The 16037-nt window shown below is 69.6% G+C and carries 18 protein-coding genes; 15 read left to right on the plus strand and 3 right to left on the minus strand.

The features are described from left to right. Positions 1–356: 356 nt before the first annotated feature. Together ureG and OO63_RS31255 are read left to right on the plus strand one after the other, a co-directional pair. Positions 357–1046, plus strand: a complete 690-nt coding sequence (gene ureG, locus OO63_RS31250; protein WP_030362372.1) for an urease accessory protein UreG — start codon at positions 357–359, stop codon at positions 1044–1046. Continuing rightward, the gene (locus tag OO63_RS31255; protein ID WP_051811361.1) at positions 1043–1858 is read left to right on the plus strand and encodes an urease accessory protein UreD; all 816 of its coding nucleotides are present in this window, start codon (positions 1043–1045) and stop codon (positions 1856–1858) included. Before ureG ends, OO63_RS31255 begins: the two co-directional genes overlap by 4 nt. Positions 1859–1941: 83 nt before the next feature. On the opposite strand, the gene OO63_RS31260 is transcribed toward OO63_RS31255, so the two are convergent. Next, positions 1942–2148, minus strand: a complete 207-nt coding sequence (locus OO63_RS31260; protein ID WP_030362374.1) for a hypothetical protein — start codon at positions 2146–2148, stop codon at positions 1942–1944. Between the two features lie 828 nt (positions 2149–2976). Between OO63_RS31260 and OO63_RS31265 the strand changes: the two genes are divergently transcribed. Next, entirely contained in the window at positions 2977–3507 is a 531-nt protein-coding gene (locus OO63_RS31265) for a VOC family protein (protein WP_030362375.1), read from the plus strand. Between the two features lie 906 nt (positions 3508–4413). Here OO63_RS31265 and OO63_RS31270 read toward each other — a convergent pair. After that, positions 4414–5628, minus strand: a complete 1215-nt coding sequence (locus OO63_RS31270) for a serine/threonine-protein kinase (protein ID WP_078619479.1) — start codon at positions 5626–5628, stop codon at positions 4414–4416. A gap of 580 nt (positions 5629–6208) precedes the next feature. Here OO63_RS31270 and OO63_RS31275 point away from each other — a divergent pair. After that, positions 6209–6997, plus strand: a complete 789-nt coding sequence (locus OO63_RS31275; RefSeq protein ID WP_078619480.1) for an NUDIX domain-containing protein — start codon at positions 6209–6211, stop codon at positions 6995–6997. Here OO63_RS31275 and OO63_RS31280 read toward each other — a convergent pair. Next, positions 6981–7988 carry an NsdA family TPR-like regulatory protein gene (locus OO63_RS31280; protein ID WP_030362378.1) on the minus strand — a complete coding sequence of 336 codons (1008 nt, stop codon included), beginning with the start codon at positions 7986–7988 and terminating at the stop codon, positions 6981–6983. The genes OO63_RS31275 and OO63_RS31280 overlap by 17 nt on opposite strands. A gap of 833 nt (positions 7989–8821) precedes the next feature. Between OO63_RS31280 and OO63_RS31285 the strand changes: the two genes are divergently transcribed. From OO63_RS31285 to OO63_RS31335, 11 genes are all read left to right on the plus strand, one after another. Then, positions 8822–9154 (plus strand): hypothetical protein, encoded by a 333-nt coding sequence (locus OO63_RS31285; RefSeq protein WP_033264646.1) that lies wholly within the window; start codon positions 8822–8824, stop codon positions 9152–9154. Then, positions 9151–9489 carry a hypothetical protein gene (locus tag OO63_RS31290; RefSeq protein ID WP_030362380.1) on the plus strand — a complete coding sequence of 113 codons (339 nt, stop codon included), beginning with the start codon at positions 9151–9153 and terminating at the stop codon, positions 9487–9489. Before OO63_RS31285 ends, OO63_RS31290 begins: the two co-directional genes overlap by 4 nt. Then, positions 9474–10535, plus strand: coding sequence for a hypothetical protein (locus tag OO63_RS31295; protein WP_030362381.1), 1062 nt, complete (start codon positions 9474–9476; stop codon positions 10533–10535). Before OO63_RS31290 ends, OO63_RS31295 begins: the two co-directional genes overlap by 16 nt. Further along, positions 10535–10918: an RRQRL motif-containing zinc-binding protein gene (locus OO63_RS31300; protein ID WP_030362382.1), complete on the plus strand. Its 384-nt coding sequence runs from the start codon at positions 10535–10537 to the stop codon at positions 10916–10918. The genes OO63_RS31295 and OO63_RS31300 overlap by 1 nt, the downstream gene beginning before the upstream one ends. 25 nt (positions 10919–10943) lie before the next feature. After that, positions 10944–11465 (plus strand): hypothetical protein, encoded by a 522-nt coding sequence (locus tag OO63_RS31305; protein ID WP_030362383.1) that lies wholly within the window; start codon positions 10944–10946, stop codon positions 11463–11465. Next, positions 11465–11989: a plasmid transfer protein TraA gene (gene traA, locus OO63_RS31310; RefSeq protein ID WP_030362384.1), complete on the plus strand. Its 525-nt coding sequence runs from the start codon at positions 11465–11467 to the stop codon at positions 11987–11989. The genes OO63_RS31305 and traA overlap by 1 nt, the downstream gene beginning before the upstream one ends. Positions 11990–12045: 56 nt before the next feature. Further along, positions 12046–14094: a plasmid transfer protein TraB gene (gene traB, locus OO63_RS31315; protein ID WP_051811363.1), complete on the plus strand. Its 2049-nt coding sequence runs from the start codon at positions 12046–12048 to the stop codon at positions 14092–14094. A 171-nt stretch (positions 14095–14265) separates the two neighbouring features. Further along, positions 14266–14727 carry a hypothetical protein gene (locus tag OO63_RS31320; protein WP_030362386.1) on the plus strand — a complete coding sequence of 154 codons (462 nt, stop codon included), beginning with the start codon at positions 14266–14268 and terminating at the stop codon, positions 14725–14727. Positions 14728–14747: 20 nt separating this feature from the next. After that, complete coding sequence (locus tag OO63_RS31325; RefSeq protein WP_030362387.1) at positions 14748–14948, plus strand: hypothetical protein; 201 nt, start codon at positions 14748–14750, stop codon at positions 14946–14948. Positions 14949–14961: 13 nt separating this feature from the next. Further along, positions 14962–15363: a hypothetical protein gene (locus tag OO63_RS31330; RefSeq protein WP_030362388.1), complete on the plus strand. Its 402-nt coding sequence runs from the start codon at positions 14962–14964 to the stop codon at positions 15361–15363. Further along, the gene (locus OO63_RS31335) at positions 15360–16037 is read left to right on the plus strand and encodes a hypothetical protein (protein WP_157854088.1); all 678 of its coding nucleotides are present in this window, start codon (positions 15360–15362) and stop codon (positions 16035–16037) included. The genes OO63_RS31330 and OO63_RS31335 overlap by 4 nt, the downstream gene beginning before the upstream one ends.

Here is a 16037-nt window from a genome sequence, read left to right on the forward strand (position 1 = left end):
TGCTCGAGGTGGGGGCGGAGGGGCATGCGGGGTGGGGGGTGCGGTTGTTTGCGTCGTAGGGGCTGCGTCCCTGGCCGTGGGGGTGGTTGGCCCCTCCGGGCGGGCCAGGAACCCTGCGGCACCGGCAACTATTCAGCCCGTCCGGCGTTTGAGGACGAGCGCGCAGCGCGATCGGCGGCGGACAGTCCCACCCGCACGGGACATCGGCGAGGGCTGGGGTCCAGGGGGCGCAGCGCCCCTGGTTACGGGAAAGGGCGGGACTGGGGAAGCCCCCGCGCAGCACCCCACCCTCCCACCCACCACAACCCACGCACTATCCCACCCACCCAATGACTAACTAACCGGAGGGAAACGACATGCACCTCGACCACACCCACGACGAATCCAAGGCCATCAGCGCGGACGCGCACCGCCCCGACGGCACCCGCCGGGCCCTCCGTATCGGCCTCGGCGGCCCCGTCGGATCAGGCAAGACGGCGACGGTCGCAGCCCTCTGCCAGGCCCTCCGCGACGAACTCTCCCTGGCCGTCGTGACGAACGACATCTACACCCGGGAGGACGCGGAGTTCCTCCTCCGTGAGGCGGTCCTCCCTCCGGAGCGCATCACGGCTGTGGAGACGGGAGCCTGCCCCCACACCGCGATCCGCGACGACATCTCCGCGAACCTGGAGGCGGTGGAGGACCTGGAGGACGAGGTGGGCCCGCTGGACCTGATCCTGGTGGAGTCGGGCGGCGACAACCTCACGGCGACCTTCTCGCGCGGCCTGGTGGACGCCCAGATCTTCGTCATCGACGTGGCGGGAGGCGACGACATCCCGCGCAAGGGCGGCCCCGGCGTGACGACGGCCGACCTCCTCGTGGTGAACAAGACCGACCTCGCCCCGTACGTGGGCTCGGATCTGGCCCGGATGGCGGCCGACGCGAAGGCGCAGCGCGCGGAGCTGCCGGTGGTGTTCCAGTCGCTGCGCTCGCAGGAGCACGTGACCGAGGTCGCGCGCTGGGTCCGGGAGCAGCACGCGAAGTGGACGGAAGCCCCGGCCAAGTGACCCATGCACCGCTCCTTGAGGACGACGCCGGGCAGCGGCCGCGGAGCCCCGCCGGGGTGAGGGCCCGCGCCCGCATCACCGCACGCGTGGACCCGCACGGCCGCACGGTCTTGCCCCTCCTCCACGGTGAGGCTCCCGTGGCCCTGCGCCGCACTCGCACCACGGGCCCCGAGGCCCACGTCACGCTGGTGGGGGCGATGAGCGGCCCCCTGGGCGGCGACAGGATCACCGTGGAGGCGGAGGTCGAGGCGGGCGCGCGCCTGCACGTCGGATCGGCCGCGGCGACGATCGCCCTGCCGGGGCAGGACGGCGCCCCGGCACACTACGACGTGCGCCTCACGGTCGCCGCAGGGGCGGAACTGCGCTGGCTGCCGGAGCAACTGATCTCGGTGAAGGACAGCGAACTGCACGTCACGACCCGCGCGGACGTCGCCGCGGGTGGCCGCCTGGTCCTGCGCGAGGAACAGGTACTGGGCCGCACGGCCGAGACCCCGGGCCTCCTTTCGTCCAGGCTCACCGTGCATCACGCCGGCCACCCCCTCCTCGACCAGGAACTGTCCTGCGGCCCCGGAGCCCCGGGCGGCTGGGACGGCCCGGCAGTCCTGGCAGGCCACCGCGCCGTGGGCCAACTCATCGTCGTAGACCCAGATTTCACGCACCACCCACCACCCCCGACACCCCTGGGTGATGCGGCGGCCGTCACCCCCCTGGCAGGCCCGGGCGCCCTGGTCACAGCGCTGGCCCCCGACGCCCTGCGCCTGCGCCGGATCCTCGACGAAGCGCTGACCGGCTTGGCGCGCCTGAACACCTGACCCACCTGCCTCACTTGACCCACCTGCCCCGCCAGACCTCTGAACCCTGACCCAGGACCTGTCCCGCCCGACGGACGCGGCCCTCAACTCTGCGGGGCCTTGGCCGAAGCCGTCGCCACGGCGGCGCCGAGCACGATGAGGCCGATGCTGAGGTAGATCTCGTAGCCGTCGACGTACAGGTGCCGCATGAAGCCCATGAGCGGAATCCACTTGTCGAATGCCTCGTGGACGATGCCCTGCAGGCCGCCGACGATGAGCGTGAAGCTGATGAACCCAAGGATGCCTTTCATGCTCCCGAGCGTAGAAAGCGCAGGTCGGGGTGGGTATTGGTCGTCGGTACATGGCAGGGCGCGGGCGGTAGTCCGAAAGTATCGACCTGCGGGGCGTGCGGACCGGGCGGCGCGGGGGGAGCGGACGAAGGTCCGGCGCTGTGCGCCGCCGCCGTGACCGGTACACCGACATCGCTTGGGTGCGACTGCCTGGAACGTCAACGCTGACGCAGCCCCAGAAGGGCTCGGACCCGCGGAAGTGCTCGCCTGCCGTGTGCCACTGGACTCCGGGTTAGGCGCCGCGCAGTGAGCGGCGGCTCGGCCTGGAGTGCGACTTGGAAGGGTTGGACCTCGTTGTCATCGGTAGGACGGCGGCTGATGCCCAACGTGCAGTCGAAGTCATTCCCGTTCCCTGGCCGCCCGGCTGGAGGCAGGTCGCAGGCCTCCCGGCAGGACGACACGTCACATTGATTAACGTTCAACCATTTTCGGCCGCCATTCGCGCGGCGGGTCGGCGCCGACCGCACTCAAGGCCGAGCCGCGAAGTCGGTGCAGGGTAGGGCTGCGACGCCCTCGATCGAAGCCCTCGCACCCCAGATCCCCGACCGCGCCACACGGAGGATCCCCCTGGCACCCCCGCACCCCTGGAGCGCCGCCCTGGCCAGCGCTGGTGCTGCCACCCCCGCCCAGGTCGACCGCCGGGAGGTCGACGCTCCAGTGCGCGAACAATGGCTCATTATGATTTAACATTCAACCGATGTATGGGGCATGCTGATTGGAGCAACGGAGACCGCCCCGGTCCCCGGTCTCCGGTTCAACACCCCGGCCGATCAACGGAGATGACCCCACATGAGCCAGACCCTGCCGCTCCGCCTTCACCACCACGCATGGATCACCGACGACCAGGAGGCCAATCGGCACTTCTACGAGGACGTCATCGGCCTGCCCCTGGTGGCCACCTGGACCGAACGCGAGGTGCTCTCCGGAGCCGAACGCGCCTACAGCCACGCCCTCTACGGCATGGCCGACGGCAGCGCGCTCGCCTTCTTCCAGTTCGCCGACCCCAAGGACCAGGAGGAGTTCAAGACGGACCTCAACGTCACCCCCCTGCGCCACATCGCCTTCAAGGTCGAGGCGGAGACCCAGGAAGCCATACTCAAGCGCGTCACCTCGGCCGACTGCACCGATGCGAACGCCCACGTGCTCGACCACGGCTTCTGTGTCTCGCTGTACGTCACGGACCCCAACGGGCTCATCCTGGAATTCGCCGTCGACCACCCCGACGTGGAGAAGATCGACGCCGAGCGACGCGCCACGGCACACGCCGACCTCGCCCGCTGGCTCGCCGGCGACCACACCAGCAACAACCACTGGCGCTGACCCCCGCCACCGGACAGCCCTGCCCCGTAGCCGTACTGCCCCGTAGCCGTCACGGCAACGACGCCGACCTGCTGCGACTCTGCCCCGAACGGGGTCAGCGGCCCGTCGGCGTCGAGGAGCAGCAGTCGAGGCCTGGATGAATCGGGCCCCTTCCCTGCCCTGGCCGCTCACCGGTACAAACCAATCCGTTTATCGGATTGCTTAACTGGATGCGCAACGTGGGCACTTGAATCTCTCTATATCAAGCGCGAGCGCAGGGCGGCCTCGTTCACGGAAGTCCGCGTTCGTACGCGGTAAGACGCCTAGGCTGGCCCCCAGCTTGGCTCCCCGCGCCCCGGGCTTTGAGTGATGAGGTAGTGCTGGTTGCGGACGTGCTAGGCCGGGAGGGTGGCGAAGATGGCGAAGCGTAGGCGGACTCAGCCCCGAGACGCACGAGGCAGATACGCGCGCATGCCGGCCCCGCCTATGTGGTTGGCCATCGGCTTCGTTATCTTGGTCCTGGTCATTATCAATCTGTCCTGATGGCTTAAATCTGGTGTGGGAGGCAACGGCACCTCAGCTTGGGAAGCTGGGGTGACCTAGCGTCGCTGCGGGCGTTGACCTGTGGCGGGAAGCCCGTCGCCGCCTGTTGGAGGGACGCTGGTTCCCCGATGTTCCCCCGTGGATCCCGGTACGATCTGGCATGCGTATGGCACGACCTCTTCGTCCCGAAGCAATTCAGCCTGGGTGCCGGCCTTGGCCTGGTGGAGCACTCATCTGCGAGGACGGTTCGTGGGTGTGCGTGGGCGTCCGCCGTTGTGCGTAGCGATCACTGGCCACACACAGTCCGCAGTCGGCGCTGTGTTGCTCCCATTAGTTGACGACTTCGTCGCTGGCTACGGCGAACATGAACGTAGCCAGCTCGGGCTAGTCAAGGCCACAGAGTTCCAGAGCCTTCTCCCATCGCTTGGAAGAGACGTCCTGCACGAGTTGGTCAAGGTTCGGCGCTTCCCTTGAGGAGAAGAGCGATTCTTCGTGGGGCTCCGCGTTGAGCCAGTCTGGGGGCAGAAGATAGTCATCCATCTCTGGCCGGTCCGACGGATTCTTCGTGAAACACGGCCGGATGTACTCGGCGAAACGCTCGGGAACCCCGGTGAGGTCCGGCTCAGCCGTGCATATCGCGAGCATCGTGGCCATACTGCCCCTCGCCTCAAACGGAGATCTTCCGCCACGCGCCAGAGAAGCCACGGTAGACGCCAGAGAGAAGAGATCCGACTGGAACGGCTCCAGCGGCTTTGCCTCGATCTGCTCGGGCGACATGTACGCCACGGTCCCGATGACGTTCCCAACGGTCGTCAGCGGCACGTTGCTTTCGTCACGGGCAATGCCGAAGTCAAGGACGACGCTGCCATTACTGTTGGACCTCAACAGTGGCGAACGGTAATAACTGTAGGTCAGGTTACTGGGCTTCACGTCGCGATGAACGAACTCATGATTGATCGACTGAAGCGACTCGTTGGCTGCCTGGAAGATGTTGAAAAGGTCCCGCTCCTCGAAAACCACACGCTCCTCCAGCAGATCGGCAAGCGTAGGGTGCGGGATGTACTGCATGGCGAACCACGGAACCGGGTCCTCGCCGTGGGCTATCGGCATCGGCGAACCCGAGACCGGCGGATCGATCAACCGGATTTTCTCCGCCATGCCGGGGATGGTGAGCTGGTGCTGATCCGCAGTGTCAAACGCTCTATCTCTTTGAAGGTGCGCGGCCTGTAGACCCAGGTGCCTCCAGAAGAACACCTTTTCGTATGCCGCCACCTCACGCCGGAACCGTTCCCGCATCGACGCATCCGACGCGTAGCGCGGGCTGATCGTCTTGATAGCTGTGGGAGCACGGCGTATGAGGTGCCATGGTGTCAGCCGAAGCGCATCACCGCCGAAGTCCATCCCATGAGAGTCAAATCCCTTAATATACCCCGTAACGTACGGATCAAACTTCGGTGTAAGCGAGGCGAGGAGTCCGTCAGGTCGGCCGTTGCCGTCGAAAATTCCGAGGTACACGACGCCCATGCCACCCTCGCCGAGTCTGGCGACGAGACGGTATCCACCTAGTTCTCTCGGATCGCCGTCCTTCAGTGGTTCCATCCGTAGCCCCTCCCGTGGCTCTTATCCGCGGCGATCATAGCGAGGGCGGGAAAGTGGGAGTGAGCCCGTCTCCCGACTCTCAGCGGGTTCATGACATGCAGCCGTTGGCTGTCGCACGCGGTCGGTGGAGCGGCTTTGGGTTGGAGCTGCTTTGGCGCGAGTGATCATGGCCCCGTAAGCTTCCGGCGCGTCGGGCAGTCTGTGGACCTGCCCACTAAAGCACGACGTTGGGGCCATGATCTTCGAGGCTCGAGCCAAAGTGGCGGCATAAAGCCGTGGAGCCGACCGCCCGGCCACGACGTACCTCTCTCGAACCCCAAGTGGCTGATCGCTTAGCGTGCGGCACGGGCGCCAGCCAGGCTGGGGCGGGGTCAGGAGCGCAGGCCCGGCCGGGGGCCGGGCCGCGTGCGGGGAGCGGAGCGAGCCGCCTTGAATGTGTAGAGAAGGTTGTAACTCAGAAGTCACTGATCGTGGTGGGCGAGTGCCGGTGGCTGGGGACATCCTCAGAACGGCTGAAGGTGCTGCGACCACCTCCCGTTACGCTGGTACGCACCACCTCAGAATGGAGAGTGCACTGCGGATGGGGCCAAAGACAGCCAAGGTCTACGAGACGATTCGTGAGCGACTCGCGTCTGGCGAGTACGCCCCCGGCGACAAGATGCCCTCGGAGCGGACGCTCTCGGAGGAACTTGGCATCGGCCGGACGGCGCTTCGGCAAGTGCTGGCCCGACTCCTGGCAGAGGGCGCCTTGGAGGTGCGAGGCAGAAGCTCGTACCGGGTGCCCGGAGCCGTCAGCGTCGAGACCCCCGAGGGTCTGGAACCGTGGCGCATCCACGGCGAGCGAGACGTCTACGACAACCGCTGGGTCAAGCTGCAGCTTTGGGACGTTGAGCCGCCTGGCCTGAAGCGCTTCGAGCATCACGTGGTGAAGCTCCACCATGTGGCCATCACCGCGGTCCTGGATGACCAGGACCGGGTGCTGATGATGTGGCGGTACCGGTTCGTCCCTCAGCAGTGGGGCTGGGAGCTGCCCGGCGGCATCGTGGACGAAGGGGAGGACCCCGCGGCCACGGCGCTCCGGGAAGTCGTCGAAGAGACCGGGTGGCGGCCGAAGTCGGTGGAGCACGTCGTCACCTATCAGCCCATGGTGGGCATGGTCGACTCGCCTCACGAGATCTTCGTCGGGCACCAGGCCGAGCAGGTCGGTCCGCCGACGGACTTGGAAGAGGCCGGCCACATCGAGTGGGTTCCGCTCGCAGACATCCCCGGGCTGATGGCCCGCGGTGAACTGATGGGATCCGGCACCCTCGTTGCCCTGCTCCACATCCTGGCGAGCCGCGGGCGGCAAGGAGCTACAACCGCTCGCTGAGGAGGTCGACGCGGCGGCGCTGCCGCACTGAGCCGGTGCGGCTGGCGAGCAGTCGCGCCTGCCTCAGGTGGGTCTTCGCGTCGTCGTACTCTGCGCGCGCCAAGTGGGCCTGAGCGAGGTCGGTGTGAAGGCCGCCTTGGGCGCGGACGAAGGTCGGATCCGCGGCTTCCAAGGCTGTGTACAGGCTGGTCACTGCCTCGCCGTCCCCGAGCAGGGCGAGGACGTTGCCTCGCCACCGAGCGAGGTGCGCGCCGTTCAGGAAGATGCTCAGCATGTCCGGGTCCCGGTCCCCGGAGTCGGACGGGATGCTTGCTCCAGCCGCATCGAGTGCCCGTCGGCAGTCATCAGGCATTCCAGCGTGGGCGCAAAGCTCCGCTTCGGCCGCGTACAGCCACGCCTGGAGCCGGGGGGACCCGTCTCGGGCAAGGGTGCGTTGTGCATCGCGGACCAGGTCGACTCCGAGGGATGGCCGGCCAGCCTCGCAGAGCACGTATGCCTGCTCTGCCATCGCGTGGGCGAGATACATCGGGGCCTCAGCGTCCCTCGCCGCCCGCTTCGCGAGTTCGTAGTGACGCCAGGCGCGTTCGACCGCCCCGGAGTCGATCGCCTGCCACGCCGCCAGCGTTGACGCTCCGGCGAGTGCGAGTGCCACGGGACGGCGCGCGCTGGGGAGCACTGTGAAGTTCAGCGCGTCTTCCAGGGCGGAGAGGTGCCCGGTCATCTGGTCCACAAGACCAGCCGCGCCCATCTGGCGGTCCATGGTGCGCAGTAACTCGGTCTGGTCGTTGAACGCCTTCACCATGGATTCGCTGACGCTGCCCGCTGAATCGATGCGGCTCAGCAGTTCGTCGTACCCGTCGGCGGATGAAGGCGCAGCTACGAGTGGGCCGCCCCGGAGTTCCGCGTCGGTGGTGCCGAGAAGCTGCCGCAGGACTACCGCGTAGCGGTCCGAGATCGTGCGCTTGCCGTTCTCCCACTCGGACACGTACACACGCAAACTCGCCGTCGACGCAACGTCCGTGACGTGCCGTCGGGCGTACTGCTCGATCTCGCGAACCAGTCGCTCCTGAGACCAGCCCCGCGCCGTTCGCGCACTCCGAAGTCCTGTACTCACAGGCCACCGCCCGGCAGTAGGTCCGTCCATCGACTCTTTCAGGATGCCTCACGTTGCCGCAGGTCAACAGGGGTTAACAGGGCGGAAGTTAAGCCCTGTTGGCTACCGACGCCCCTACCTCAAGCGGTCTTCTGGATCTGCACCAGGGAGGGCGAGCGCGGCTCGGCTCGGCGCAATCGCTTGACTCTGGTGCGCACCAGATGCTTCTCTACTGGTGCGCACCAGATGGCGAAGTTGCCTCCGATTCACGGTGTGCCAAGCAAAGGGCGGGGACGCTGCGATCCCGCTAAAGGCCAGGGGACAGGGCTTGGGCCCGACTGGCGAGGTGGCCCGGTGACCGCGAGCAACGGCCGGAGGGTGGGGACATGGTCCCCCTTGCAGTGCGTATCCCCTGTTCAGCGGGCTGAAGGAGTGGCAGTGAATCGACGAAAGCGATGGGCGCGGCCGTGATCGACCGGCACGGCAGCGTCGCTCGGCCTCGGGTCCGTGAGCGCGATCGAGCGCTCCGGCCAACCGGTCACCTTCGACCGCTTCGCGGCGGCTAGCGCCGCGTCGGTTGCCTCCTCCGTCCGTCCGGGCGCCCTGCGGGGCGGTCCCGTACGGACGGGGTTGAGGGGAGCCGGAGGTTCCGACTTCGACGGCGTGCGGCCCCGGTGCTCGAACACCGGGGCCGCTGTTCGGGCCGTTCCCGTCTGAGAGGAGCACGACCCATGAAGTGCATCGTGGCTGGTCATGTCGCTGTTACGACAGCGGAGTTCACGGAGTTGGCGTTGGGCTTCGCTGAGCGTTCGGCGGGGTTCGACACGGAGCTGTTCACCGGCGAGTTCGGGGAGTCGGAGGAGGGGCGGGCCGCGCGGCTGGCGGTGGCCCGCGAGGTGCTGGTGGAACTGCGGGAGGTCGACCCGGTCGCCGCGGCTTACGCCCGTGCGCTGCTGCGGGCGAGCGACCTGCCGAGGCGGGTGTCGCGTGCCCGGCGGGCTCGCCAGGCGACGGTCCGGCGCACGGGTACCTGCGGTGCGCAGGGTGCGGCGGTGGCGGCATGAGGGCCGATCTGGCGTTAGAGGAGCTGACGGTTTCTCTGCGGGCCTTGCGCACGGTGGCCGCGGAGTTCCCCGCCCTGCCGGCCCCGTCGGTGCATGTCTCGCCGGTCTTCCCCAAGCGGCTGGAGCTGTCCCTGCACGACGACTTCGCGTCCTTCGAGCCCTGGCGCCTGGCGCTCGGCATCGCCTGTGAGGACGTGCGGTTCGGGGTACAGAGCGACGGCCAGACCTGGGTCCTGACGGCGTGCGGCGACTTCGCGGGCGCGTCGGTCCATCTGACTGCCTTCCATGCTGCGCTCGATTCGGAGAGCAGGGGGCAGCGATGCGTGAGTCCCTGACTCCTGCGCAGATCCAGTCTGCGGAGCGCACGCTGGCCGCGGGCACGTGGGCCATCACCGGCGGGGCGGTGCTGTACTCCGTGCTGACAGTCACGCCGCTGGTGGAGCGGGTCACGCCTGCCGAGTGGCAGTGGACGGCACCGATCCTGCCGCTCGTGGTCGATGCGGCCGTGGTCATCGTGGTGCGCCTGGACGCGGTCGTGGCACGGCTCGGTGGCAACGGCGGGCGGTGGCCGGGCGTGCTGCGGTGGATGACCGGGCTGATGACCCTGCTCCTCAACATCGGTGACAGCGCCCTGAAACGGGATCTGGTCGGCGTGGCCGTGCATGCTGTCGCGCCGCTGCTGCTGATCGTCACGGCGGAGGCCGGGCTGGCCTACCGGCGCGCGATCAGCCGGGCTCTTGAACGCATCGAGCGTTCACGAGCTGAGGAACAGACCGCCCGTGAACAGCAGGCTCGGGCAGTGCGTGAACGCGAGCAGCAGGCCCGTGAACATGCTGAACAGGCGGCACGTGAACACGCTGACCGTGTCGAGCGTGAGCGGTTCGAGCGTGAGCAGGAACAGCGTCGCGAGGCGCGCGAGCACGAGGCTCAGATGGAGCGTGAACGCCTCGCTCGTGAGGCGGACATGCGCCGTGAGCAGCGCGAACACGACGACCGCGTGCGGCGCGAGCAGCAGCAGCGCGAGGATGCGCGGCGCCGTGAACAACAGGCACTGGCTGAGCGTTCACGGCGCGAGCCGACAGCCGTCCGCGAGGGCCAGCGCACCCTCCCGGGTGTGCCCGCTGCGGGCGTGGTGAACACTCCGGCTCGCTCCGTGAACGCCGCTGCGCGCGGCGTGAACAGCGAGCCGGGTGCGTTCACGAAGATGCCGGAGGGCGAGGCGCGCGCCTACATCCGCTCGGTCCGCGAGGGGGAGCGCACGGTGCGCCAGCTCGCGGATGACACCGGCTGGTCGCTGGGCTGGGTGTCCTCCCGGCTTCAGGAGCAGCGCTCCAAGCCCTCCGCCGACGTGAGCACATCGCTGGTTGAGGCGGTGGGCTGATGTCCGGCGCCTACGGCAAGTGCTTCGACCCGTCCGGCGCCCGCTACGGCGTGCCGACCTACCCCTTCCGCCTGGCGCCCGACGGGCTGGCGACCCGCCGTCAGCTCCGCGCCCGCGGGCTGCGGCCGGGAGGCCAGCCCATCGCCGCACAGGTGATGCGCGTGAACCGCCGCGCCGGTGGCCACCTGGTGGCCTACCTGTACCGGATCGAGCTGGCCAAGCCGGTTCGTCCGATGACCTCGCGCAAGTGGGGTGCGCTCGCACTGGCGATGCTCGCCCGCCGCACCTGCCCGCGCTGCCGCCTCGACGTCGGCTACTGCATCCCGCGCTCGAAAGGCATCTGCGGCCTGTGCCTCGCCATCGAGGAACAGCACGCCGCCTGACCCCTCAACTTCCTGGAGTTTTGCTGTGTCCAGTCGTACCCGGCCCCGGGCCCGCACCATGAAGGTGCCCGCCGGGGCCACCACCGTTCGTATCCCGCGTCAGCGTGGGCGCCGTCAGCAGTCGTTCGTATTCGTGGTGCCCGAACGCCCCACCCTGACCGGCCAGGCACTGCGCACGGCGGGGCGCCTGTTCTGGCGCCACCGCGCGGCGCTGCTCCCGGCGGGACTCTCCGTGCTGGCCCTGATCGCGACCGCCGTCCTGCATGTCCTGGCGCCGTGGGCGGGCATTGGGATTGTCGTGGTCGGGCTGCTGCCCCTGATCGCACTCCTCACCCCGCCGCTTTCCCGCCGCTGGCTCAAGAGCGGGGACCGGATGTGGCAGTGGGCCGCCGCCGTGCTCGCCGCTGTCGTGGGCCTGTGGGCCGGGCTCGCGATCCTGCTCGGTCCGCTGGCCGGGCCGCTTGAAGTCCTGTGGTTCCTCGGTCTGCTGGCCGCCTATGGCCTGCGCGCTGCCCTGCGTCGCACGACCCCGAAGGAGAAGCCCTGATGGCTACCCCGACCCGCAACGGCGCCGCGCGCGGCGCCGACAAGGGCAACAAGTTTGCCAACGCCGGAGCCGCGGCCGGCGGGTTCGTCGGCGCGATGGGCGGCAGCTTCATGCCGAACATCAACATCAATGTCAGCCGCGGTGGCGGGCGCCACGCCGGAGGCGGAGGGCAGTCGCTGCTGCCGCCGCCGGAGTTCAACTCCCCGGCGCAGGTGCGCAACTACTGCAACACTCTGCGGGCCGCGGGCGTGATGCTCTCGATGGAGGTCGCGATGGCGGCCGAGATCCTCAAGAGCGTGCTGGGTGCGGTGCCCGACCCCGAGGGGCGGGCCTTCGGTTCGCGGATCCGTGCAGCGAAGGTGGCGCGCAAGCTGCGCAAGTCCGCCGACGCGCTCAAGGACGCGGCGAAGAACGCCGCCGCCACGTACGCGGTGTTCCAGCAGGAGTACCAGGAAGAGATCGGCCGTGTCCGGCACCGGGCCCGCAAGCCCAACGCGCCCACGATGAACTGGGCCCAGCAGTGAGGCGCCGCACAGCGGTCGATGAGACCGCGCAGCAGCAGTTCGCGCAGTTGGTGAACATGCGCGAGGGCGGCTCGGGCGCGAGCGGGGTGGGCAACTACCTGCTGCACCGGGCCAAGCCGCACCTGCCGCCCTGGCTCGGCATGGCCGGGGTGGGGCTGGCCGGGGTGCTCGGCCACGAACGATGGGCCGCCTCCCCGGCCGCCGCCGTCGGCCTCACCCTCACCTCCGTGGCCGTGTCCGGCGGCGCGTACGTGATCGGCAAGAGCGCGAGCAGGCAGCGCCGCCTGCACTCCGCCATCACCACCGCACTCGGCTCCACATGGCTGACGGCGGCGTGCCTGGCCGGACCGGCGGCCGGGCCCATCGGGGATGCGTACCTGATGGGCGGGCCCGCGCTGGCGCTGTCGTGGAACGTGCGCATCTTCATGCGCACCTCCGACAGCGGCGGCGCGGGCAGCGCTGACGGCGGCCTGATGGAGAAGATCGGGCTGGCCCGCGCGCAGATCGGCCGGGCCAAGGTGGAGCCGAACAGGGTGACCGCCCCGGTGGCGCTGGATCCGGGCACGCAGACCAACGACGACATGGCCAAGGCGCTGGCGCACATCGCGTCCGCCCTGGACCTGCCGACGACCGCGGTCCGCTACCGGCCCAACCCCGACTCCGCACGCCGCGGCGAACTGGTCATCGTCCCCGAAGACATGCTCGCCGAAGTGATGGAGTGGGATGGACCCTCGAATCTGGGTGGTTCGATCGCGGAACCGCTGGTCATCGGCCGCTACGACGACGGCGCCCCGCTGCAGCTCTGGCTGCCCGGCGATCCGGAGGCGGGCCGCAACAGCACCCACGTGCTGATCGCGGGCGGCACCGGCTCCGGCAAGGGCGATGCGGCGCTGGATCTCCAGACCGAGATCCTCTCTCGCCACGATGTCCTGCTGTGGCTGTCGGATCCGAAGTCCTTCCAGGACTTCCGGCCCTTGCTGCCTGGCATCGACTGGGCAGTGGAGGGCGGCACCGCCACCGAGGTCATGGTGGAGGCCCTCAAGGCCGCGATCCCGGCCCGCACACGCTGGCTCGGTCAGCACCAGTACCGCCAGTGGGTGCCCGAGGCCGCCCGCGAGCAGAGCGACCCGGCGCACTCCTGCCGGCCCGGCGGGCGGGCGTGCGGCTGCCCGGGGATGCCGTTCCTCGTGGCATGGATGGAGGAGGCCGCGAACACCCTGCGGTACTTGGGCGATGACGCGTTCACCGGCATCGCGCAGGAGGCCCGCTCCGCGGGCGTCTCGCTGATCGTGTCGCTTCAGCGGCCGTCCTACGACCAGATGTCGACGTCCACCCGGGCCTCGCTGCCGTCGGCCATCGCGCTGGGCTGCGATGCCCGTGATGAGGACTTCACGCTCCCCGAGCGGGTCATCGACGCGGGCGCCCACCCCGGGGCGTGGGGCAACCGCAAGCCCGGCTACTGCTACCTCGTCAGCCCCGGCATCGACGAGGAGCGCTACGCATCGCCGGGCCGCACCTGGCGGGTCACGCAGCGCGTAGCACCGGCCCTGGAAGCCCTCGCCACATGGGCCCATCGCCACGGTGCCATCGCCGACCCCGTCACCGCCCAAGCCGCTGTGAGCGTGGCAGGGCGGGCCTACACCGGCCGCCCCGGCCCCGACGAGCCCCCGGCCGCAGCGCGGTCGGGCCGTCCTGTCCCGGACGCGCCGTCGCCGCTGACGCTGGCGGGATGGCCGGACGACGAGGACCAGGAGGACGCCATGGAGGGCGGGCTGCACGTCGACGAGGAGGACCGGGATATCGACCCGGAGGCCGAGCTGCCCGACATCCAGCCGGGTGACGACGCCCCGATCTTCGGTCAGGAAGCCGGGCGCAAGCCGTCCCCGGAGGAGGCCCGCCGCCTGTTCGGCGCGGCGCTGGCCGAGTTCGAGCAGGAGGGGCGCATGGTCGTGGGTCCGAAGGACTTCACCGACTGGTGCGACCGCCACGACCTGTCGCGTTCTTGGGTGTCCAAGCAACTGAAGCGGACCGCTCAGGACGGGCGGCTGGAGGCGACCGAAGCCACCGGCCGGTGGCGGATCGTCCCGGCCCTCACGGCCGCCTGAGGCCCGTCACATGTGACGGCCGTGTCACACCCAAACCCCTAGGCGGGCGCGGCGTGACGCGCCCGGCACAGCGGCCTGTCACACGGCATCACACCTGCCCGTCACACCCCGCCCGCGGGCCCGCACTTCCACCCGGGGGCGGGCCCGCCGCCTTACCCGCTGGAGCACCTCATGACCTACTCCGAGCGGCCCGTGGCCCTCGAAGTCCATCACCCCGTACCGATCACGGCTGTTGACCCGTACGCGGCGCCGCTGGCGCCCGCGCAGACGGGCATCGAGCGTCAGCCGGTGGTGTGGGTACCGGACGCCTACGGCCGCATGGTCCCCATGCCCAAGCACCTCGCCCCGCCGCCCGTCCTCGCGTCCGAGCCGCGCGACCTGTCCCCGCTGCCGCTGCTCGACCCGGTCGCGCAGCGCCTCATCGGCGGCGGCATCGGCGGGGGCGCGCTGTCCGCCGGCGTCGGCTACGGCACCGGCCAGGCCATCAGCGCCGCCGTCGGATTCACCTCCGGCGCCGGACTGTGGCTCGTCCTCCTCTTCCTCCTCGTCCTGCGGGCCCCCGCGGTCGCGGAGGGCGGGAGCACGGTCAACATCCGCAAGGCCGTCATCAAACGCAGCCACTTCCACGGCTGAACCACCGGGAGGCAACCCCCATGGCCTGCCGCTACTGCACCGGACACACCCCCATCCGCCTGGACGCCTACCCCGCCGGGGACCCCCGCGCCGAACTCCTGGCCGCACACCGCGCCAGCGAGGCCCGCGCGGAGGCGCCCGGCCCGGTCCACGTCCACTACGACGCGATCGGCGACACCTTCGCCGTCATCCGCACCCCCGACTCCGCCGACCACCACTGAAGGAGCACCGCACATGATCATCCCGTTCACGCCCCTGGACTTAGTCCTGGGAACCGACCAGGCCCGCGCGTTCATCTACGCCCGCGCGCACGAGCTGACCCACCACGATCTCCTGCCCGAACCGGTCGCCCTCCAGCTCACCATCCACCGCATCCTGCACGGCGACCCCCTCACCCTGGCGGAGCCCGGACAGGTGTGGACGCTGCGCGCGGACACCGACCCCGACGACGCCCCCGCACACCGGCTGGTCATCCACGCCCGGCACCACTGCCCGCCGCGCGTTCTGGTCACCGACCCCGACGACCCCACCGGCGAGGTCGACGAACTCCTCATCGAGGTCCTGGACATGTACCAGCTCGCCACCTGGCACCCCACCTTCACCGTGTGCGAGGGCCGAAGGGACGACTTCCGGTGACTGCCACACTGATGTGGTTCGACTCGCTCACTGACAGCGCGTACGCGCTCGGTGCCGCCGCCCGCGAGACCCGCCGTGCCGCCCAGAGCGCGCGGCTGGCGCGGGAACTGTACGAGCCCGACCGCATCCGCTTGCTGGACGCAGAAGTCCACACTGGCGGCCAGGTCCCGGGGGCACCGCCGTTTCGCCCGCATGACGCGGCTGTGTTCGCCATCGGTGACACCCTCAGCCAGGCGGACAACCAGCTCAGCAGGCTCTACACCAATACCGCCACGGCCTACGCCTACGGCACCGCGCACGCCATCCTGCGCGTCCTGGACGGCCAGCAACCCGCCGCCGTCCAGCTCGAACGCACCCCGGACGGGCACTACGTCCTGCCGCGCGAGTTGTGCCCGGTCCCGCCCGCGATGCCCGCGCTGCAGCGCTGGAACGGCTATCGCGGCTTCGAGCAGGCCCGCGCCCGCCTGGCCGAGTGCGACGCCGCGGGCATGCACGCGGACTTCCTGGACGACCAGCCCCACGTCAGCGACCACGAAGCCGCCGAACTGCACGCCGCGCTCGACGTCGCGGCCGGATACGCCGACGCGGCCTACGTGTACGGCGAGCGCGCCGAATCGGCCCTGCACTTCGCCCTGCTCGAACCCCAGACCCAGCACCCCCGCGCCCGCGCCTGA

Origin of the sequence: Streptomyces alboflavus, assembly GCF_000716675.1 — a bacterium.
GTDB classification, from domain to species: Bacteria; Actinomycetota; Actinomycetes; order Streptomycetales; family Streptomycetaceae; genus Streptomyces; species Streptomyces alboflavus.

Bases quoted from the DNA above. Each gene is read 5' to 3' on its own strand.
- ureG (WP_030362372.1), top strand. From the start codon at position 357: ATGCACCTCGACCACACCCACGACGAATCCAAGGCCATCAGCGCGGAC.
- OO63_RS31260 (WP_030362374.1), bottom strand. From the start codon at position 2,148: ATGAAAGGCATCCTTGGGTTCATCAGCTTCACGCTCATCGTCGGCGGC.
- OO63_RS31265 (WP_030362375.1), top strand. From the start codon at position 2,977: ATGAGCCAGACCCTGCCGCTCCGCCTTCACCACCACGCATGGATCACC.
- OO63_RS31270 (WP_078619479.1), bottom strand. From the start codon at position 5,628: ATGGAACCACTGAAGGACGGCGATCCGAGAGAACTAGGTGGATACCGT.
- OO63_RS31275 (WP_078619480.1), top strand. From the start codon at position 6,209: ATGGGGCCAAAGACAGCCAAGGTCTACGAGACGATTCGTGAGCGACTC.
- OO63_RS31285 (WP_033264646.1), top strand. From the start codon at position 8,822: ATGAAGTGCATCGTGGCTGGTCATGTCGCTGTTACGACAGCGGAGTTC.
- OO63_RS31290 (WP_030362380.1), top strand. From the start codon at position 9,151: ATGAGGGCCGATCTGGCGTTAGAGGAGCTGACGGTTTCTCTGCGGGCC.
- OO63_RS31295 (WP_030362381.1), top strand. From the start codon at position 9,474: ATGCGTGAGTCCCTGACTCCTGCGCAGATCCAGTCTGCGGAGCGCACG.
- OO63_RS31300 (WP_030362382.1), top strand. From the start codon at position 10,535: ATGTCCGGCGCCTACGGCAAGTGCTTCGACCCGTCCGGCGCCCGCTAC.
- traA (WP_030362384.1), top strand. From the start codon at position 11,465: ATGGCTACCCCGACCCGCAACGGCGCCGCGCGCGGCGCCGACAAGGGC.
- traB (WP_051811363.1), top strand. From the start codon at position 12,046: ATGCGCGAGGGCGGCTCGGGCGCGAGCGGGGTGGGCAACTACCTGCTG.
- OO63_RS31320 (WP_030362386.1), top strand. From the start codon at position 14,266: ATGACCTACTCCGAGCGGCCCGTGGCCCTCGAAGTCCATCACCCCGTA.
- OO63_RS31325 (WP_030362387.1), top strand. From the start codon at position 14,748: ATGGCCTGCCGCTACTGCACCGGACACACCCCCATCCGCCTGGACGCC.
- OO63_RS31330 (WP_030362388.1), top strand. From the start codon at position 14,962: ATGATCATCCCGTTCACGCCCCTGGACTTAGTCCTGGGAACCGACCAG.